This window comes from Microbulbifer celer (assembly GCF_020991125.1).
Classification (GTDB): Bacteria; Pseudomonadota; Gammaproteobacteria; order Pseudomonadales; family Cellvibrionaceae; genus Microbulbifer; species Microbulbifer celer.
Window position 1 is genome coordinate 2,713,714 of the sequence record NZ_CP087715.1, and the last position, 20,701, is coordinate 2,734,414.

At 56.2% G+C, this 20,701-nt stretch carries 16 protein-coding genes; 8 read left to right on the forward strand and 8 right to left on the reverse strand.

The window, feature by feature from the left end; genetic code table 11:
- The first annotated feature begins 3 nt into the window (after nt 1-3).
- From LPW13_RS11415 to LPW13_RS11425, 3 genes are all read left to right on the forward strand, one after another.
- Nucleotides 4-681: a hypothetical protein gene (locus tag LPW13_RS11415; RefSeq protein WP_230435516.1), complete on the forward strand. Its 678-nt coding sequence runs from the start codon at nt 4-6 to the stop codon at nt 679-681.
- Between the two features lie 52 nt (nt 682-733).
- Nucleotides 734-1,396 (forward strand): hypothetical protein, encoded by a 663-nt coding sequence (locus LPW13_RS11420; protein WP_230435518.1) that lies wholly within the window; start codon nt 734-736, stop codon nt 1,394-1,396.
- Nucleotides 1,397-1,518: 122 nt separating this feature from the next.
- On the forward strand, nt 1,519-2,970 hold the full coding sequence (locus tag LPW13_RS11425; protein WP_230435520.1) for a M48 family metalloprotease: 1,452 nt from the start codon (nt 1,519-1,521) through the stop codon (nt 2,968-2,970).
- Between the two features lie 77 nt (nt 2,971-3,047).
- On the opposite strand, the gene LPW13_RS11430 is transcribed toward LPW13_RS11425, so the two are convergent.
- Together LPW13_RS11430 and LPW13_RS11435 are read right to left on the reverse strand one after the other, a co-directional pair.
- Nucleotides 3,048-4,949, reverse strand: coding sequence for a sensor domain-containing diguanylate cyclase (locus tag LPW13_RS11430; RefSeq protein ID WP_230435522.1), 1,902 nt, complete (start codon nt 4,947-4,949; stop codon nt 3,048-3,050).
- 209 nt (nt 4,950-5,158) lie between these two features.
- Entirely contained in the window at nt 5,159-5,938 is a 780-nt protein-coding gene (locus LPW13_RS11435) for an enoyl-CoA hydratase (RefSeq protein WP_230435523.1), read from the reverse strand.
- Nucleotides 5,939-6,375: 437 nt separating this feature from the next.
- On the opposite strand from LPW13_RS11435, the gene LPW13_RS11440 reads away from it, so the two are divergent.
- The gene (locus LPW13_RS11440; protein WP_230435525.1) at nt 6,376-7,158 is read left to right on the forward strand and encodes a tryptophan 2,3-dioxygenase; all 783 of its coding nucleotides are present in this window, start codon (nt 6,376-6,378) and stop codon (nt 7,156-7,158) included.
- Between the two features lie 105 nt (nt 7,159-7,263).
- Here LPW13_RS11440 and LPW13_RS11445 read toward each other — a convergent pair whose 3' ends face one another.
- Nucleotides 7,264-7,686 carry an ExbD/TolR family protein gene (locus LPW13_RS11445; protein WP_230435527.1) on the reverse strand — a complete coding sequence of 141 codons (423 nt, stop codon included), beginning with the start codon at nt 7,684-7,686 and terminating at the stop codon, nt 7,264-7,266.
- Between the two features lie 170 nt (nt 7,687-7,856).
- Nucleotides 7,857-8,327: a methylglyoxal synthase gene (locus LPW13_RS11450; protein ID WP_230435528.1), complete on the reverse strand. Its 471-nt coding sequence runs from the start codon at nt 8,325-8,327 to the stop codon at nt 7,857-7,859.
- Nucleotides 8,328-8,569: 242 nt separating this feature from the next.
- Here LPW13_RS11450 and LPW13_RS11455 point away from each other — a divergent pair, with 242 nt between their 5' ends.
- Nucleotides 8,570-8,974, forward strand: coding sequence for a hypothetical protein (locus LPW13_RS11455; RefSeq protein ID WP_230435529.1), 405 nt, complete (start codon nt 8,570-8,572; stop codon nt 8,972-8,974).
- Nucleotides 8,975-9,239: 265 nt separating this feature from the next.
- On the opposite strand, the gene LPW13_RS11460 is transcribed toward LPW13_RS11455, so the two are convergent.
- A complete protein-coding gene (locus LPW13_RS11460; RefSeq protein ID WP_230435530.1) occupies nt 9,240-10,085 on the reverse strand; it encodes a hypothetical protein in 846 nt (281 codons plus the stop codon).
- A 123-nt stretch (nt 10,086-10,208) separates the two neighbouring features.
- Between LPW13_RS11460 and LPW13_RS11465 the strand changes: the two genes are divergently transcribed.
- On the forward strand, nt 10,209-11,000 hold the full coding sequence (locus tag LPW13_RS11465; protein WP_230435531.1) for a hypothetical protein: 792 nt from the start codon (nt 10,209-10,211) through the stop codon (nt 10,998-11,000).
- An 89-nt stretch (nt 11,001-11,089) separates the two neighbouring features.
- Here LPW13_RS11465 and LPW13_RS11470 read toward each other — a convergent pair whose 3' ends face one another.
- The 3 genes from LPW13_RS11470 to LPW13_RS11480 form a co-directional block, all read right to left on the reverse strand.
- A complete protein-coding gene (locus LPW13_RS11470; protein ID WP_230435532.1) occupies nt 11,090-14,272 on the reverse strand; it encodes an efflux RND transporter permease subunit in 3,183 nt (1,060 codons plus the stop codon).
- Complete coding sequence (locus LPW13_RS11475) at nt 14,269-15,432, reverse strand: efflux RND transporter periplasmic adaptor subunit (RefSeq protein ID WP_230435533.1); 1,164 nt, start codon at nt 15,430-15,432, stop codon at nt 14,269-14,271. The genes LPW13_RS11470 and LPW13_RS11475 overlap by 4 nt, the downstream gene beginning before the upstream one ends.
- Before the next feature lie 391 nt (nt 15,433-15,823).
- Nucleotides 15,824-16,525 (reverse strand): cyclic nucleotide-binding domain-containing protein, encoded by a 702-nt coding sequence (locus tag LPW13_RS11480; protein WP_230435534.1) that lies wholly within the window; start codon nt 16,523-16,525, stop codon nt 15,824-15,826.
- Nucleotides 16,526-17,144: 619 nt separating this feature from the next.
- On the opposite strand from LPW13_RS11480, the gene LPW13_RS11485 reads away from it, so the two are divergent.
- Together LPW13_RS11485 and LPW13_RS11490 are read left to right on the forward strand one after the other, a co-directional pair.
- On the forward strand, nt 17,145-18,407 hold the full coding sequence (locus tag LPW13_RS11485; protein ID WP_230435536.1) for a TonB family protein: 1,263 nt from the start codon (nt 17,145-17,147) through the stop codon (nt 18,405-18,407).
- 202 nt (nt 18,408-18,609) lie between these two features.
- Nucleotides 18,610-20,685 carry a M13 family metallopeptidase gene (locus tag LPW13_RS11490; RefSeq protein ID WP_230435537.1) on the forward strand — a complete coding sequence of 692 codons (2,076 nt, stop codon included), beginning with the start codon at nt 18,610-18,612 and terminating at the stop codon, nt 20,683-20,685.
- Nucleotides 20,686-20,701 lie beyond the last annotated feature (16 nt).

Sequence of the window (20,701 nt, forward strand, 5' to 3'; positions counted from 1 at the left end):
AGGATGAGCCTCTTGAACCGCATACTGAACCGCGCGCCTCAAACTGCGATGGCATGCGTCCGCAAGCTGGGGATTTTTGCCCTCTCAGTTTTACTGGCAGCCTGCTCACATACCGTGCGCGTGGATGGAGAGTTCCCGGCACCGGTGGGAAATCCGCACCCTCTCACTGTCGGGGTTTATTTCAGTGATGACTTCAGCAACTTTACTCATCAGGAGAACCGTGAGGACAGGGATGAGTGGAACATAAACACCGGCCGCGCCCAGAGTAACCTGTTCAACACCGTATTCGCGTCCATGTTCCGCGAGACCGTGAACCTTTCCCAGTATCCCAGCAACCTGCCCGCAGGGCTGGATCTGGTCATCGTACCGGAAGTGCGCGAACTGCAGTTCACCATGCCCCGGGAAACCCGGGTAAATATTTTCGAGGTGTGGATCAAATACGATATGCACGCCTACAACCGCCAGGGAGATTCCGTCGCCGAGTGGGTGATCACCGCCTACGGCAAGACCCCAACGGCATTCCTGAAATCTCAGGAAGCAGCGCTGGCCCAGGCCATCAATATTGCACTGCGGGATGCCGGCGCGACGCTCTACACCGGCTTTACACAGGTGCCTGAACTACAGGCCCTGATCGCTAACAAACAGCGCGCGCTGTCAATGAAAAATCGCGAGCAGGAATGAACTCAAGCGGGCCGGAACAGATTACGGCTCAGACCGACATGGAGGTTTCCCGGTGAAAATACTGATCGTTGGATTGCTGGTGATTTTGACCAGCGGCTGTACCACCGTTGTCATTGATGAATATCGCCGCAGTACCGGCGAGCTGGCCATGGGAGATTCCGTAGTCATTCTCGGACGACGTCACTCCAGTGATTACGAAACTGAACCCGACCTCATCGACTGCGTGGGCAAAAATCTGCACAACCCCGAAGCCGGGGTCAACATTATTCCCGAGCAGCAATTTGTGGATGCCATGTATCCCTGGTTTGAGCCGCGTACGGCGCCCATGCACATCAAGTCTCTGGACAAGCTGATGGACATCCCCGAGGTACGGGATCGCATGGCGGAATATGGGGTGAAATACATCGTGTGGATCGATGGCTCCACAGAGACAACTTCCAGTGCTGGCTCCATCGGTTGTTCAATCGGTACTGCCGGTGCCGGCTGTTTTGGCTTTGGCACCTGGGACAAGGAATCCGACTACGAAGCGGCGGTGTGGGATTTCCGCGACCAGGAATTGTCGGGGAAAATCAGTGCAGATGCCCAGGGTACTTCTTATATGCCCGCGATCGTAGTTCCCATCCCTCTGATTGCCCGGGTTCAGAACAATGCCTGTAAAGGTATGGCGGCACAACTGCAGGAATTCCTGCTGCCCCCTCAATCTGCGAGCCGTTGATCAATACCACCGCATGGTTTTCCCGTATTACCAAGGAAAAGGCAGCGGGAATTGACCGTCGCATTCGACAATAAAGGTTTGGGCCTATACCGCCAGAGCCCGAAAATGACAGGAGCATGCGCATGTACACACTGAATAAAGTTCTTGCCGGTGTCCTGCTGGCCGCGGCCGCCGGCTGTGCCTTTAACCCAGCCACCAATCGACCAGACCTGGTGCTGATGTCGCAAGAAAAAGAGATCAAGATCGGCCGTGAGATGCATGAAAAGCTGGTGGCGAGCACACCAGTGTATAACGATCCGATTTTATCGGCTTACATCGAACATGTGGGACAGAAGATTGCCAAAGCGAGCGATCGTCCGGATCTGAATTACCACTTTACCATCATCGATAGCCAGGACATCAACGCCTTTGCGCTCCCCGGTGGATATGTGTATATCAATCGCGGGCTATTGACCTACCTGCAATCGGAAGCCGAAATGGCCGCCGTATTGGCCCATGAGATTGGCCACATCACTGCGCGCCACGCAGTACGCCAGAAAACCGCCTCCACCGGTGCCGGCGTGGCTTCCGTACTCTCGGTTTTGGTAACCGGCAGTGGTGTGGTGGGCGAAGCGGCCAACTTATGGAGCACTGCAGCGGTAAAAGGCTACGGTCGAGAAATGGAACTGGAGGCGGATCGTTTTGGTGCCCAGTACATGTACAACGCCGGGTACGACCCGAACGCCATGCTCAATGTGATCGGACTACTGAAAGATCAGGAGACCTTTGCCCGACGCCGCGCGCGGGTGGAAGGAAAGAAACAACAGACCTATCATGGTGTATTTGCCTCACACCCGCGTAACGACGTCCGCCTGAGAGAAGCAGTTCAGGCTGCCGGTGAGCTGGCGGAAGACAAAAAGCTGGTGAAGACAGAGTACTATCGAGAGAAAACCGAGGGGATTGTCTATGGTAACAATGCCCAGGAAAGTGATAAAAACCGCTTCAATCACAAGAACCTGGGTTTTTCCATGCTCTTTCCAGACGGCTGGGAAGTCGAGAACCAGCGCAGTGCTATCGTCGGTACCGCGCCGGATAAATCCGCTTCACTGACCATTCGCGTCGCGCGCCGGGATGGAAACCAACCGGCAGATATGGCTCTGCGCGGGGTCTATGATGTACGCAGCCTGGAGCAAGATGAAAAGCTGGAACAGTATCGCCTCGAGGGACATACCGGTAAATTACCTGTCGATAGCGAGGATAAACCGGACCGGGTAGCGGTACTGTTTTACGGCAGCCGCCAGTACATTCTGGAAGGCAAAATGTTGAGTACGCCGGAGAACGACGAGGCGGCCAATGAGACCGACAATCTCTTTCTGACCTCGATCCGCAGTTTCCGGCCACTGCGTAAAACAGACTTGATTCAGCCCGATATCAAGCGCGTGCGGTATGTGCAGGCCAATGAAAAAACCACTTTTTCGTCGCTCGCGCGACATATGGAAATCGGTGAGTACGCGGAAGAACAATTGCGGCTGCTGAATGGATACTTTCCCCGCGGTGAGCCCGAGCCCGGAGAGTGGATCAAGATTGTCCAGTAAGTGGAGGCGTCAATGACGCCTCTGGAGCAGATCAGAAAGTTCGCAGGACCGGTACACAGGCCCGGGCTCTGGTGACATCAATACGGCTCAGGGAGTGACGGCACGAATTCCATTTGTGCACCTTCAGTATACTCCGCGACCATGTCGCGGCCCTGGGCTTTCGCACGATAGAGCGCTCGGTCAGCTCGCCGTAGCAAGGTTTCGATATCCAGCGGCTCGGCGTTCCCCTTCTCGCCGCTATGGGCGATCCCGATACTTGATGTAAACTGCAGATCCCCATCCTGAGTCTGTACCCGTATGCCAGAGATGTTATCCCGTAATCGCTCTGCAGTATGCAGCGCATCTTCCGGGCTCTCTACTATCAGCAGCGCAAACTCCTCTCCGCCCAGGCGGCCAAAAACATCTGTCTCGCGGATTTTTTTCTGAATCGTCACACAGAACTGGCACAGCGCTTCATCGCCAATTTCATGGCCGTGATTGTCATTAATCGCCTTGAAGTGGTCGATATCGAACATTAACAGACTGAACGCTTCAGATTTCCTGTGTGCCCGCTTGATACACAATTCTGCGTCGGTAATGAAACTGCGGCGGTTGCGAATCCCCGTAAGCGCATCCGTTCTCGCTTCCAGTTCCGCCCGCTGTTTGGCTTTCTCAAGTTCTTCGGTGCGGGCCAGCACCAGCGCTTCCAGCTTCACTTTGGACTGCTCCAGATGCTCCCGATAACGCAACTCATGCTGCTTGCCCTGCAACCGGAGCCGGCGGAGCTTCAGCCCCATAGCTGCCATCACAGTGACCATTTCCACAAATGAGCTCAACGGTGGCAAATAGTAGTTGAGCATATTGTGTGCAATCAGACCGATATCCCGCAGCGCCTGGAAAAAGAGGCCACACAGGAGCACAGTCCAGCCAATAGCGAAGACTGCTGCTTCGCTGGATCCCTGACGCCAGCGCACTATCGCAATTACCACAGTTGCCGGGTACAGCAACAACCCCAGAGTGATGGAGATCAACGCGATCGACTTCATCTGCAAGAAGGCACTCACCATCAGAACCAGGGCATTCACCATCATCAGCACCAGGATGTAATCCAGTCTCGGAGTGAATTTTCTGGTCTCCAGGAACAGGCGATCAAAAATCACCCCACACAGAATCCCCAGTGCCCCGGCGATGGACATGTAACTCCAGTGAAAGGACTCTTTCAGCAGGTACTGATGGGTAAACCCGAGAATAGTAGCCCAAGCGACAATTTTGGCGATGCCATAGACGCTGTAGGCGAGGAAGCCGGGGTCCCGCACTGTCATCCCCACGATCAGGGAGAAGATCGCAATCAGTACAATCCCGCCGAACAGAAACGACAGAATGGCCGTTTCCATGGTGTGTGCTTTGCTCAGGTTCTCCGGGGTCCAGATGCGCATACTGGGGAAAACAAACCCCGCCTCCTCGGAATCCATACGTACCAGCATTTCGAGCTGCGCTCCGGCTGGAACGGTCGCCGGGACAACAAAGCGGTTGTGGAAAACCGGCCGCGCGTCGAACGAGCCCCCCAGGGTGAGCTCGGCAAGGGAATAAAATCGCTCGCTGCTCCCGAGAGGACGCGCAAATGCGCCCAGTCCGATCAATTGGTGATCAACATATTCCAGATGCAGCTGTAGAGGGATGGAAGCGGGATTTTCGAGGACAAAATAAGACCAGAAGCTGCCCTGCTGCAAGCCTGTGGAGCCGGCAGAACTCAGTGGCGCGAATTGATTACCACGCAAAGCCGCCAGCGCTTCCGCGACGCCGGCCCTGCCCGAGGGATCGTGCCAGATCTGCCGCTGCCCGGTGCGCTTATCTCCAGACTCTCCTGGCACGACCGCAATACTTGAGAAATCGCCGTCTGCTGCCAGAGGCTGTGCTGACAGGCACAGTACCAGAGCCGCCAGCAACGTTAGCAAGCGGGGCAGGAATTGGAAATTCAGGCAGCACGTCATTTTTATCATTGTCGGACATTGGGTTGCCGGCCAGGCGCCCTGCGCAGGCGCTCTGGCGAAAGATCAAAGTTTATCTTTTCAGCGGAAGAGATTCATGCCCGAATCGCGACTCTTTGGCAACTTTATGCCCCCAATCGAGACCTGAATGCCCCGGAATCGCGCTATTCCCAACTTTGTATAGGCGTTTACAGGTGGTAAACACCCCTTTTTCTTTGCGATTAGTCGAACTTGGAAAAGTCTGCCGGTCGCTTCTCCATAAAGGCAGTGGCGGCCTCCCGGAACTCTTCAGATTGCAACCGCTCCTGGAAGTGTCCGGCCTCTTCGCGGATTATCTCCATTCCCCGTTCCTGCGTGCCTCGGCGCAGCAGCTGCTTCGTCAGGCGTACTGCGGCCGGTGCTTTTTTCGCTAACTCTGCAGCATAAGAGCGGGCGCGGCCCAACGCCTCCCCGGCATAGACCACTTCGTTACAGATATTCACATCGGCAGCGGTCTGGGCATCAAACTTATTGCCCAGTAGCAGTAATTCTGCGGCTTTCGCCTGCCCCATGATACGTGGCAACAGGTAGCTGGAAGCATACTCCGGGCACAATCCCAGATTGACAAATGGCAGCTGGAAAACCGCATCGTCATCGGCAATGGACAGATCGCAGTGCAATAGCAGTGTGGTACCGATACCCACCGCATAACCGCTGACCGCCGCAATCACCGGCTTGGGAAATTCGTACAGCGCACGCATGAACTGGTACACCGGCGATTCCTCTCCGGCAGCGGAGCCTCCCAGAAAATCAGTAAGATCATTGCCGCTGGTAAATACCCCATTGCTGCCGGTGATGATGACCACCCGGATTGCGGGGTCGGACGCGGCGCTGTCCAGGAGTTCCGCCATGGCCGAGTACATGGCCATGGTGAGCGCATTCTTGCGGTCGGGCCGGCTAATCGTAATCTCTAGTACCCGGTCCTGTACTTCGGACCGGATTTCCGCGCATGAACTCTGCATGAAAGACTCCGTTATTGGGTTTCTCTGGGACATTAGGTTTCTCTGGGACATTAGGTTTCTCTGGGACTGTCAGAACGACCACGCTATGCCATTCCCGACCTTTGGAAGCCCCTATGGTAGCCACAGAATGCTGCCGCACGAGGTCCAATTCAATCAGATTACCTAACCAAATACCTGATCTCTGGACAAAAACCACATTACCTTTCCCGCATATGTAGCGGCCCGAGGTCCCCGTCCGCCATCCCGCCCGGAACATCTTGAGTACATGCAAGGGGGCGTCCCCCGACGGTCCAGTAGGCCAATTTTCCCGGCAGACCGCGTCAGACCTTACAATACCGTCAAAGTTATGCACAATTGCGCAACCGATAACCCGGAAAGGCATAAAAATCACAAATTCATCTCGCCACCGGGACAGTTAACGTAGGAATATCCTAGCCATGACCGTAACGTATAGTTCCTATCTTAAGGTAGACGACCTTCTCCAGTGCCAGCAGCCCCTGTCTGAGGGGCCGGAGCACGATGAGCTGCTGTTCATCATTATTCACCAGAGCTACGAGCTCTGGTTCAAACAGCTGTTGCACGAGCTGGATTTCCTGGTGCGACTGTTCAATGACGGCGAGCGCAATCGTGCCCTGCACACCCTCAAGCGCGTGGACGCCATCTACCGCACCCTGATCCAACAAGTAGACATTCTTGAGACCCTGACACCACTGGAGTTCAATTCCTTCCGCGACCGCCTCTCTACCGCCAGCGGCTTTCAGTCCTTCCAGTTCCGTGAGCTGGAGTTCCTGTATGGGGCCAAAGATGCAAAGAAGCTGGAAAACTACGAAACCGGTTCAGAACACTACCAGCGCCTGCAGAAACGTCTGCAAGCGCCGACACTGTGGGATGCCTTTCTCAACTTCCTGGTGCACGAGGGCCATGAGATTCCCGTGTCAGAATTGAAACGGGACTTCTGTGAAGTTGCTGCGCCCTCGCCGGCGGTACAGAAAATTCTGATCGATGTATACCGCAACGACCCACTGGTCAGCGACATTTGCGAGGCACTGGTGGATATCGACACCTCGCTGCAGCAGTGGCGTTATCGACATGTGAAGATGGTGGAGCGCACCATCGGACACAAAATGGGCACCGGCGGCTCCAGCGGTGTAGGGTACCTGCAAAGCACCCTGTTCAAGCCGGTATTCCCGGATCTGTGGGCAATTCGCTCGGAATTCTGAGGGCGGGCCAGGCCGGCTTTCGTCACTTTCCTTCAGGCACAAAAAAAGCCAGCAGATGCTGGCTTTTTTTGTGTGCCCGCGCAAGGGGGCTGGCTCAGACTGGACTCAGTCTTCGTAAGGTACCAGGGACACCTGAATGCCCGGATTCACCTCTTTCGCCGCGTCGGCAATGGTGACGTAGGTGTCGGCACTGGACTTATTGTGCGCACGTACAATCACGATAGCCTGTGGATTTTCCGCAAACAACTGCGCAATACGAGCGCGTACTGCACGGCTATCAACGCGGTTGGTACCCATATAGATCTCGTCTGCGGAGTTCACAGTCAGCAGGATGTTCTGCTTGTCGGGATCCGGCGGAGTCTGCTCCGTTTGATCAGGATCAGGCACGTTCACGTCCAGCGCCTTCTCTTTTACGAAGGATGCCGTCACGATAAAGAAGATCAGCATGATGAACACGACGTCCAACATGGGCGTCAGGTCAATATCGGCCTTTTCTTCTTCTACGGCCTTACCGCGTCGTCTACTCATTTAAAACACCGTACAGTTTTTTTAATACGAATATCGCCGGCGCACCGGTCTAATCAGGTGGGCAAGAGTGCCGGGAAATGGCTATCAATGCAAGTGTAACCTTTTCCCGGGGAACAAAGACATTTAAAATCAATAACTTACGAAACCAAAGCCTTCAGGCAGATCAATTATTAGACGGCAAATTCGCCCTTTCGCGCGGCAAGATAGCCCTGATAGTCAGGTATCTCACGGGAGAAACTCCGCTCCATCAGGGCCGACTGGATGATCATATCGGCGCTACTGGCATTACAGGCCACCGGGATATTCCATACCGCAGCGATCCGCAGCAGCGCTTTGACGTCCGGGTCATGAGGCATGGGCTCAAAGGGATCCCAGAAGAAGATCAGGATGTCCACTTCCCCCTGACAGATCTTTGCCCCCAACTGCTGGTCGCCGCCCATGGGGCCACTGAACAGTTGCTCCACCGGCATCCCGGTGGCGGCCTCAATCCGGCTGCCGGTGGTACCGGTCCCCAGCAGCTCGTGCTGCTCCAGTACCGCCCGGTGTTGTTCACACCACTGGATCAGGCTGGCTTTGCGGTTATCGTGGGCCACCAGCGCAATACGTTTTTTCGCCGCGATGGGCTTGTCGATCGTTTCCATGGTACTTCCGGCTCTTGCAGGACTGTTGAGTGGAACGGGTGGCTGACCTCTGCTTCCGCCGGTGGCCACGATTGAATTACCGGAATTATGCAGAAATCCGCGCTACTGATCCATTCACCGCTCTCCAGATCGGCAATCCGATCAATGAATCCGGCCCGGATCATCTACGTAGTTGATCACTGCAGGTATAATGCGCGGCCTGTTTACATCACCGTTACATTACCAACAAGTGAGAGGCCTCTATGAGTGTCGGCGCCTGGGAGCCCAACAATCAAGCATCCGCAAATACTGCGGATAAACCCATCGACCATGCGCTTCTGATGCGTATCGTCGAGACCATGTCATCGGGGACAGAACAGCTCGACAACCTGGATACCGAGATCACTGCGGCGAACTGGCTCTCTGGTTTGGCCGCAACTCAGTGGTTAAAAGAGGCTGAAAACTGGAGTGACGAGCAAATCTGGATGTTGATCCGCTTTTTTACCCTGGCGGAAATGCAACTATCCGATTGGCAGGGCGGCGCGGAGTCTGCCGTCATTCCGCTGGCGAAAGCGCTGCGTCAACGCAAAGCCCCCCTGAGCCGCGAGCAATTACTCTGGATCCGGCAGAACTCAGATAACCGCTACCTGCCATACGGACCACTCTGATCAAGACGGCAGATATCGATCGCCCCCCAAAAAAAGCCCGTATCCAGTACGTAATGCTGTTCACTTAACGAAATTCTGCGCGAAGGTGGCGATGCCGGGTGCGGTCTTGTGAGACCTTCTGCGAGAGGGACCTCGCAGAAGAGCCCCCATGGATGGGTTCACGGCGTGTCTCACAAGACCGCACCCGGTAGCGACACCGCCACTTGGTGACTTAAGTGAACAGCGTTACGTATCCAGTACGGGCTTTTTTGCATCCGGGCTTTCACTACTCCTCCAGGCGATACAGTTGATCCCGAATTGAGCTCAATGACGGCAGTGCGCGGTAATTTCCCGGCAACGCCCTCCACACAATGTATCCCTCCTTGTCCACCAACCAATAGCTGGGTCTGACCGCATCACACTGCCACCCCCAGGCCCAGAGTGGGGCCGCGCCCGGTGCAATGAACAAATGGTTTTCAGTGGCGCCTGTATCCAGAGTGGAAACTGGGGGTAAACCACCTTGCTGACGACATGACAGCGGCCAGCGAGAACCGCTGACACTGAATACGGAAATATCCACACCCCGGTGATGAAATGCCGCTCGCTGACTCTCGATCTGCGCCAGGCATCGGCGGCTGTCCGCACAGAAGGGTCCACGCAGAAATATCACCAGGAGACCGGGCGAATTTTCACCCTCGCAATGCTCCGCCGCGGACCAGAGCGCACTTTTATCGGGGGCATCCTGCTCCAATAGCATCAGGTCTGGAAACTGCTCATCAATCTGCGGCATCTGAGGGTGAGCAACAGCACTGAAGTGATGGAGATACAGCAGCGCGATGAACAAATTGTATATTGACAGGTATACCGGCCAACCTCGTTCAGCATCCGCAAGTAGTGCAATTGCCAGCCCCGCCAGTACCGCAAAAAATGCGGGCGACTCACGCAAATCTCCGGCGTACTTTTGCGGTGACAGAAACCGCATCAGCATCCAGATCGGCAACGCCCAGGCATTCATCAATACCCCCAGCCAGGCGAGCTCACGCGCGTGAAAACACTGGGCAATTGCTCCGATACCGCACAGCCAGAGCCAGAGAAACGCGAAAAACGTAAAAAAAACCTTAAATTTATTCATCTGAGAGTAAAAATGCCCCTAAAACACTTGCATTCAAGCATATAAATAAGCTGCAATTAGCGCGATGATTTCCACTCATCCAAAATAACACTTAAATCGCAAAATTTAATACAGGGATATTTTATGGCCGCACGAAAGAAAGCCGCTAGAACGCCTGCGACTAAGGTTAGCCCCGTAGCTAAACTTGAGTCTGAACTCGCCGCGCTGAAGAGCAAACTGGAAAAGGCACGCACCAGCCAGGAAGCCGACGCAAAAAAAGCAGCAGACAAGCTGGTTAAGGACGCTGACAAAGCTGCCAAGAAAGCCAAGTCTGCCGCTGACAAGGTAAAAGCTGTTCGCGCGAAGAAAAAGACCGCCGCTCAGCAAAAGCAGCTGAAAGCTGCCCAGACCGCTTCTGCTGCCGCCAAGAAGGCCGCCGCTACCGCCAAGGCAGCCGCTACTGATGCCAAAGCGACTCTGGCTGCTATTGTGGCCGAGAACAAGCTGGCAACCAAAATAGCCAAGGCTGTTGCCAAAGAAGAAGCGGCAATCAGCAAGAAACTGGCTGCCGCCGAGAAGAAGAAAGCCGCTGCCGCCGCCAAGAAACAGGCCGCCGCTGACAAGAAGAAAGCCGCTGCGGAGAAGAAGAAAGCTGCCGCTGCTGCCAAGAAGAAGGCTGCTGCCGAGAAGAAGAAGGCCGCTGCTGCCAAGAAAAAGGCTGCTGAAAAGGCCAAGAAAGCCGCAGCCAAGGCCAAGGCTGGCGCCAAGAAGAAGCCGGGCCGCCCGAAGAAGGCTGCTACCGAGAAAGCTGCTGCCAAGAAAACTGCCGCTAAAAAGCCGGGCCGTCCGCCCAAGTCTACCGCGGCCAAGAAGCCCGGTCGTCCAGCCAAGAAAGCTGCCGGCCGTCGTGGTCGTCCGCCGAAAGCAAAGTCCTGATTACTGGGACTTCGCCTTCAGGCACAAAAAACCCCGGATATCCGGGGTTTTTTGTGCCGGGGAGGTAACTCTCCAATCTCACCTCATCCTTATCTCACTTCACCCACTTCCGGCTCCCCACCCCGCCTGCGACGAATCATTTTGCGCACGGACTGTACCCCCGCACGCAATGAATCCGGCAGAGCCAACATCACCGGGGTCACCACCAGTGTCAGCAACGTCGAGAAACTCAAACCGTAAACAATCGCACTGGCGAGCTTCACCCAGAAAGAAGCAATCACCCCATTGATCACCATGGTGCGCCCAACCATATCGACACTCACCCCCATGGCAAGCGGCAACAGGCCGAGAATAGTGGTGGCGGTGGTCAGGAACACCGGCCGCAACCGCTGAGCCGCCGCCTTGACGGCGGCGTCCCCTGCCAGCATTTCCGGATCCGACTTCCGCACATGGTTGTAGGTATCGATCAACACGATGTTGTTGTTCACCACAATACCCGCCAGAGCGACAATACCTACCCCGGTCATGATCACACTGAAGGTGCTCTGGGTGAGCGTCAGCCCCAGCATTACCCCGGCGGTAGACATGATGACCGACGACAGGATCAGTGCCGATTGATAGAAGCTGTTGAACTGGGTTACCAGCAGGATAAACATCAGGAACAGCGACAGGGAAAAGGCCACCTGCAGGAACAGCAATGACTCCTGCTGCTCTTCATCGGCACCGCGGAAAATCACTTCCACATCGCCATCCACGGGTTGCTGCTCCAGCCACTGACGCAATTCGCGAACCTTGTCATCCGCCAAGACGCCGTCGTCCACATCCGCTTTCACTTCCATGCGGGTGACGCCGTCAATACGCTGGATTTTGTCCACCTTGGGCCTGGCTTCCGTGGTTACGAAACTGCTCACGGGAATCGCACCCTGTGCGGTATTGACCTTGAGTTGCCCCAACGCGGCGATCCCTCGGGCGTAATCGGGATAGCGGATGCGGATATCCACCTCCTCGTCGGAGTCATCCGGGCGATATTCCGCCATCAACACACCATTCGTCACCAACTGGACCGCGCGACCGACACCGGTCAAATCAGCGCCATAGAGCGCGGCCTTAGCGCGGTCGACTTTGACTTCCCACTGAATCCCCGGCAGGGGCGCAGTGTTGACAACATCTCGCACGCCTTCGATCTCGCCTTCCAGGACCCGGTGCAAGCGCCAGGTTTCCGCAAGTAGTTTGTCATAATCGCGGCTGCGTAACTCCAGCACGATATCCTTGCCCACCGGAGGACCGCCTTCAAAGGCATTGGCTGAGGTTTTGATGCCAGCAAAATTGGCGGTACGCTGGCGAATATCGGCAAAGACTTCGCGACTTTTACGCTCACGCTCGGAAGCCGGCAGCAACTCAACCAGCAGGTTGGCAATCTGATCCGGCGCCTTTTCGGTATTTCCGGAAATGCCGCCGGCGCCCACCGCGGTATAGACCACCCGCACTTCGGGAACATCCATCACAGCCTGCTCCACTCGGGCTACCAGATTTTTCTTCTCCTGAAGCGAAAGGTTCCCCTGTGCCCGCACCTCCACGTTACCGTATTGCTCCTCGGTCTCAGTAAAAAACTCCACCCCGGGATTGAATGCCTGGAATGCGGTAAATATGCCGATGAGAATGCCAATGGTGGCAGCGAAAGAAATCAACGGCCGCCGTACCACCGGTGCCAGTATCCGCGCGTAAAGCCCGGTAATGCCCCCCAGTTCTATCGGCTGACCGGATTCCAACTGCTTGAGATAGCGCTGGGTCTGCAACTCCATATTGGTGCGACCAAAAACGGAACCCAGCACCGGGGCAAAAAACAGTGCGTACAGCAGGGAACCGGACAGCACCGCAAATACGGTAACAGGCAGGTAGCGCATGAAATCCCCCACCACGCCGGGCCAGAAAATGATGGGCAGGAAAGCCGCCAGCGTTGTGCCCGTGGACGCAAGCACCGGCCAGAACATACGTCGCACTGCAATGCCGTAAGCAGCCTTGGGAGACAGCCCTTCTGCCATTTTTCGGTCGGCAAACTCGGTGATGACAATAGAGCCGTCGATCAACATCCCCAGCGCCAGCAACATGCCGAACATCACCATGAAATTGAACGAATACCCCAGGTACCAGGTGATGACGCAACCGAACAGCAGCGAGAAAGGAATCCCCAACCCCACCAGCAACCCGGAACGGAATCCAAGCGCCGCCACCACAATGATCATCACCAACAGCATCGCCGTCAGGATGTTGCCTTCCATCTCACTCACCATGTCCCGTGCAAACTCGGACATATCGAAAACGAAATCTACATGGAGCTCGTTGGGCAGGAACTCGCGCTCACCGTTCACCACGGCGCGCACCTGGTCCGCCAGGTCCACCGCACTGGCGCCGGTACGCTTCTCGACACTGATAGACAACCCCGGGCGGCCATTGACGCTGGTATAGCTGGTGGCATCCTTGAAGGTGCGGCGCACATCGGTGACCTGCCCGAGCGTCACCACGCCATGCTCGGACTGCTTGAGCGGGATCTGGAAAACATCGCGGGTGCTTTCAATCAACCCCGGCACTTTTACCGAGAAGTTACCCTGGCTCACATCCATTTCACCGGCGGGAATCAGTAGGTTATTCCCCAGTACCGCGTTGATCAGCTCACCGCTGGTCACCTGGTAATGCTCGAGGCGCACCGGGTCGATGGTGGCTTCCATCACCTCTTCTCGGCTACCGGTAATATCCGCGCTCAGGACCTCTGGAATATTCTCGACCTTGCGCTGCAGCCTCTGTGCACTACGCAAGAGGGTACGCTCACTCAGCCCTTCACCTGCCAGCGTAACCACAATGGCCGGAAACGGCTGTGCCGAGGCTTCTTCCACTAGAGGCTCATCCGCATCCTGGGGCAGCTCGGCTTTGGCTCGGTCCACCGCATTGCGCACTTCATCCACGGCGAAATCCACATCGATTCCGGAATCGAACTCGATCACCAGGTACACCAGAGATTCCCGCGCGGTTGCCACCACCTCTTTGACCCCTTCCAGTGCCCGCACCTCCTGCTCCATCGGCCGGATCAGCAAGCGCACGCCATCTTCCGGGGAAATGCCTTCGTGCCTCACCTGTACGATCACAATGGGAGGATTCACTTCAGGGCTGGACTCTACCGTCATTGCCCCGCGTGCTGCGATCCCCATAATCACGATCAACAACATCAGGCTGGCGGTACTGCGGAACCGGTCTACGGCATTTTCAAGCAGTCTCATCGGGACTCATCCTCCGCCGATGCAGCAGCCCCGACGTCGGTCGCAGGAACGGGCCCGGAATCGTCGCGTGGTCCCACAGCTGCGGGCGCCAGCAGGTCACCGGCGGACTCTTCAAGTTCTACCCGCACCTGCTCACCTTCACTGACATACTCCTGGCCAACGGTAATCAATGATACTTGCGCTGGCAGTCCAGTGATCCAGACACCTTCTTCACCATCACTAACCATTTGGACATTGTTGAACTGCACCCGGTTTTCCGTATCCAGCGTACGCACGCCCAGATCACCACGATCATCCAGAGTCAGCAAAGATCCGGGAATCCGATGGGCCAACACTTCCCCCGTAGGCAGCGCCAGTCTTGCACTGATGCCGCTGCGCAATTCGCCGTCCCGGTTGTCCAGAGCCACTTCCACCCGGTAAGCGCGGGTGACAGGATCGGCCGCCTGGCTGACGTAGCGCAAATGCCCTTCTTTGAACGCCCCCCCCTGCAACCGGACACTGGCCGGTGCACCGGGTTTCAGGTGTGCCACCTCGGTCTCTGCGACCTCCCCCACAACCAGAATCGGGTCCATATCCAACAGGGTGGCACACTCTTCACCGCGACGGATGAAATCCCCCAACTCCACAGCATGGCGATTGATCACGCCGGCAAAAGGTGCCCGAACTTTCAGGTTATCCACTTCCACCTGCGCACGTCGCCAGTCAGCGGTCGCACTGGCCAGGGCCACCTCAAACTGGGCCATTGCACTGTCGGATTGCAGCCCCTTACCTTTCAGTTTCTGCGCCCCGGCGTAATCGATTTTTGCCTTTTTCAGTGCCGACTCTGCCAGCGCCAGGCGTTCCGGTCGATCTTCCGCATGCAGCTCGCAGATAACGGCTCCGGCGTCAACCCACTCACCTTCACCCGCCGGAAGCGCGGCGATCACGCCATCCAACTCGGCTCGTAAGCGTACTTCCCGATTGGGCTCTGTGCGGCTGTTCACCGCCACTCGCGTGACAAAAGGCTGGGCCTGAATTTTACGCGCCTTGACTAGCATGGCCTCACCCACGACGGTTTTGTCAGGAACCGATTCGGCAACGGAGGCTCCGTCATTACCAGAGCCGGAGAAAACGCCACTCAACAGCCAGAGCATTGCCACTAACGCCACAATTATCGCCATGCGGTAATTCCGCTGCCGCCACAGGCTCAACAACACGTTTTTCACTACAATCCTGCTCCCATCGGTTCATTTAGAGTTGGATACGGGGTCGAATATCAGACACTGATACGCTCATCGGGGAACAGCGGATTCTATCCACTAACCCATGACAGCGCAGTGGATAAACCTGCCGGATTACGAAATCCGTTGCGGTTGGGACCACAATTACCCCGATTGGAGCAACTCTGTAGAAGGAGATGACGGAAGGAAATACGGACCCCCTGCTTCAGGGAGTACAGGAGTGAGAGCAGGAGAGAATGCAGGGGCCGGAAATACAGATAAGGAAGTGGGAGAGACTTGCGGGCCAGATCAGGCCCGCGAACGTTTGGTCACACGATCACGGCAACGGCAGTCAAGACAGGATCGACTCGAGGAAGTCAGACATATCGGCCTCTTCCGCCGCCAGATGGCCACTACCAAACTCGGCGTTCCAGTCCAGCAGAATACGGGCGAGCGCGCGAGCCTGATCTGCCAGTGCCACCAATTCTTCACGGCTGTTTTTGGGGCCTGTGTAGAGTTTCAATCGGCGATGGCTGTTGGCCAGTTCATGTCCAGGATATTTGGAGCGGTATACTTCCAGCTTCCAGCGCAATGAATGCACCATATTGCGGTAGAAAACCAGCTTGGTCGGCAGATGCAGGAGCGTGAAATCATCCAGATCGCCGAACAGTGTGCAATCCACAGCCAGCACCTGGGTTTCGAGGCCCGCGGGCGCTGCTATGATGGTGGCACTGCGCGGCTCAGCCAGTAACATGGAAAGATCGCCAAACACTTCACCCGGGCGAATCACTGCAAGTGGACGCTCCGCCTGGGCGATCGCTTCGTCGCCCACATGTACCTGAAGCTCACCTCGCAACAGAAAATACACCCACTGATCGACATCCCCGGCGTGAAGCAGCGGCTGCCCGGCAGGCACGGTCACCAGACGCGAGCGTTTCAACAACACATCGTACTGCCACTCACTGGTAGCACGAATATCCCGAAATAGATGAATGACATTTAAAAGGCGATCTACCGCATCGCGCGGGTAGTTGCTGAGGGACCTGTAATCCATGAAGTAATGCTGAACCGGTTTATCGCAAAAGAAGGGAGGCTCTTCGACCCCTTACATGATTGCTGTGCAAAGAATACATCCGCCCTAGCGGGCTGTGCGTGACGTTCTGTAACAAAAAAACATAGCCAAACGTGCAGATCAAGGCGAGAAAGCGCTGGAACAGTGGTTTTATTTCAAACTTTCTCAACGCAGAGCTGGGCGTTTTGGTGCAGCGACCTGTTACCGAGCTTTGCGCATAGCCCACTAGCAGGCCACAGAGCACGCAAAGGGTTTCCCAGCAGCCCGTTAGAACATTTTAGAGCCAAAGTGATCACTGTATTCCCTACTATACCGCGGATTTAAGAAAACGAGACATTTTCCCCATTTCGGACTTGAACTACATTGCAGTTACAGTAGAGTTGAGCAGAGTCCCGACAGAATACGTTGCACTGTGTGGCATTTTAATCCATTCACGGACATTTCTTCCACATGCACAAGTTCTGTCGAACGGGGCCCGTACCTTTCGGGGGGAAGGTACGATCGAAGGGTTGAAAAGGATTCTGGGGTTTTTGATTACTTTTTCAGCGCTTTACCTGCCGGTTCACTCCCGCCCGCCGGCCACAGAGAAATCAAAGCAAAAATGAAATCGACCAAACTTGTCATTGCCCTGCTGCTGTTTGCGACGGCCCTGACAGCGCACGCCGCACCGCTGCTGAACGGGCTGGCCCTGGAGCAGCAATTCAATAACGATCAATACATTGCCGCCGTTTACTCAGAGCGACTCTCCGACGACGCCAATACGCTACTCGATAACAATATGCCCCGCAGCCTTCAGGTGCGAATCGTGGCGGACCGACTGTCCGCGCGCCGCTTCCGCAACCAGTGGATGGAAGGGATTGCGATCAACAACCCGAGCAGCATCCTGACGGGCCAGGCCGATAACATGGTGACCTTTGCCAATCTGTTCAGCGGTCGATTGGTGGCCGGTGACCAATTGCGCGTCGATTTTGCGGCCGGTTCGGGAACAACAACCGTTTCACTCAATGACGTCGAACTTGGTGTCATTGAGGATCGCGAATTTTTCAACACCCTGCTGCGCGCCTGGATAGGTCCGGTGCCCCCCTCTACCGAGTTCCGTGAGCAGTTACTGGGCGCGGGGCGCGTAGGCTCTGGACTGCTGGCCACCTATGAGGCGCTCACCCCCGCCGCCAACCGGGTTGCGCAGGTGGCGAGAATGGTGGACCAGCGTGAAGCTGCCAACGAAGAAGACAGCTCGGAGCCAGCCGCCGAGCCAAAGCCGGAGAAAGAATCTGTGGCTGCGGCCAATCAGCCAAAGCCGGACCTCAAAGCAGATATCCCCGCGCCGTCACTGGCTGCTATTGGCACCGCTGGTGCCATCGGCACTCCGGCGCCATCAAAACCGGCACCGGCTCGCGCCGAACCCAAGCCGCCGGCAGAAACTGAATCAGCCGTTGCCGTCTCCAAGCCACAGCCTCTGAAACCCACGACTACCCGCCCCAACGCGCCAGCAGACAGGATCAGTGAACAGGCGGAGGAAGAGGATCTTCTGGAAGAGGAAGAAGAGGCACCGCTGACAGCCGACATGATCCTGGCACGCCAGATCTATCACTCGGTGTTGCTGCGCCACACCTTCAAATCCCTGCGCTACCCGCAACGTGCCCAGGAGCGCGGCCAGGAGGGCAGTATCCGCCTGAATGTCACCATCGACCCGAGTGGCAACGTGCTGGATATTGCGACCGTTCAGGAATCCCGCTATTCCACTCTGAACCGGGAAGCCGCTGAAGCGGTACGCCGCGCGGCACCCTATCCGAAAAAACCACCGCAGCTCGGCAAGGATGAATACGAGTTTACGATTCCCATTACATTCAAGCTGCCAGACTGACTTCCTTAAAACCCCGCTTTCGCGGGGTTTTTTATTTCACCACCGGACTCACCTGGCCCGACTTCCCGCCACCTCCCGGTTTACACTCACCGCCACCAGCAGACCGCCCGCCGCAGGCCTGCTTGCCGAAATGCCAGCCCACGCCGTAATATCGGGCCGGAACCTATACCAACCATGAAATAACAAGCCCAAAAGGCCAAGCATGAAAAAGCTTATTCTATCGATCGCTATTGCCGGCGCTATTGCCGGCTGCTCCAAGTCTGAGCACCCGCAGACTGTAGAGAACGCAGATACCCAATCTTCCATCACTGAATCCGCAACCCCGGTTGCCGAACTGGGCTCCGGTATCGACCTCAGCGCCATGGACACCAGCGTGCGCCCGCAAGACGACTTCTTCCAGTACGTCAATGGCACCTGGATGAAGAACACCGAAATCCCCTCTGATAAATCCCGCTGGGGTGGCTTCAGCATGCTGCGCGACAAAGCCACGGAAGAAGTGAAAGCGCTGATTATGGAAGCCGGCGAGCACGCCGAAAGTGCCGGTGCCAAACAGATTGGCGACCTGTACAACAGCTTCATGAATGAAGAGCTGATCGAGAAGAAAGGCCTCAGCGCCATCTCAGGTGAGCTGGCCAAAGTGGATGCGATTGAATCCCGGAAAGACCTGACCGACTTTTTCGCCTATGCGGATACCGTCGGCTACGACACCCCGTTTGGTGCTGGCATCTGGCAAGATCTCAAACAGGTTGAAAACTACATCACTGTGATGTGGCAGGCAGGCCTCGGCCTCCCGGACCGCGACTACTACTTTGACGACTCGGAAAAAGGCCAGAAGCTGCAACAGGCCTATCAGGACTATCTGATCAAGGTCCAGCAGATCGCCAAGCTGGAAGATGCCGAGCAGTACGCCGATGCCATCTACAGCCTGGAAAAAGCACTGGCGGAACACCACCGCACCCGGGTTGAGAACCGCGATCCGGACAAGTATTACAACAAGAAAACCGTCGCCGAGCTGCAGGAACTGATGCCCGCCGTCGACCTGCAGAGCTACCTGAACAAAGCTCACCTGGAAAAAGCCGAAAGCTTTATGGTGGGCCAGCCGGAATATCTGCAGGCGGCGAGCAAGATCATTGCCGACACCGACCTGGAAACCTGGAAGCGTTACCTGAAAGTCAAAATCCTGACCGCTGCTGCCCCCTATATGCACAGCGAGCTGGCACAAGCGCGATTCGACTTCTACGGCACGACCATCCGCGGCACCGAAGAAATGGAACCCCGCTGGAAACGCGGGGTGCAGTTCGTCAACAGTTCCGTCGGCGAACTGGTAGGCCAGCGCTATGTGGAAAAATACTTCCCGCCGGAAGCCAAGGCGCGCATGCTGGAGCTGGTGAATAACCTAAAGGCCGCCTACCGAGAGTCCATCGAATCCCTGACCTGGATGAGTGAAGACACCAAGCAGGAGGCACTGACCAAACTGGCCAATTTCACCACCAAGATCGGTTACCCGGACAACTGGCGCGATTACAGCGCGCTCGAAGTGAGTGATGACGACCTGGTAGGCAATGCCAAGGCGGCAACCCTGTTCGAGACCCTGCACGAGCGCGACAAGCTGGGCAAACCGCTGGATCGCAGTGAGTGGGGTATGAGCCCGCAGACCGTGAACGCCTACTACAACCCGGCCATGAACGAGATCGTATTCCCCGCTGCCATCCTGCAACCGCCGTTCTTCAACATGAACGCGGAAGATGCGGTGAACTACGGCGGTATCGGTGGTGTGATCGGCCACGAAATCGGCCACGGCTTCGATGACAAAGGCAGCAAGTTTGATGGCAAGGGCTATCTGAACAACTGGTGGACCGATTCCGATCGCGAAAACTTCGAACACCTCACCGGTAAACTGGTCGCCCAGTACAATGGCTTTGAGCCGATTGAGGGCGAACATGTGAATGGCGAGTTGACTCTGGGCGAGAATATCGGCGACCTGTCCGGTCTCGGCATTGCCCACAAAGCGTACAAGATGTCCCTGGAGGGTAAGGAAGCACCGGTGATCGACGGTTTTACCGGCGACCAGCGCGTATTCATGGGCTGGGCTCAGGTATGGCGTAGCAAGACCCGTGAAGAAGCCATGAGTGAACGCCTGAAGACCGACCCGCACTCCCCGGCAGAATACCGGGTAAAAGGTGTGGTCCCCAATATCGATGCTTTCTACAGCGCATTTGACGTAAAAGAAGGCGACGGTATGTATCTGCCGGAGGAGGAGCGTGTGGTTATCTGGTAACCACACCTGCCGGGTC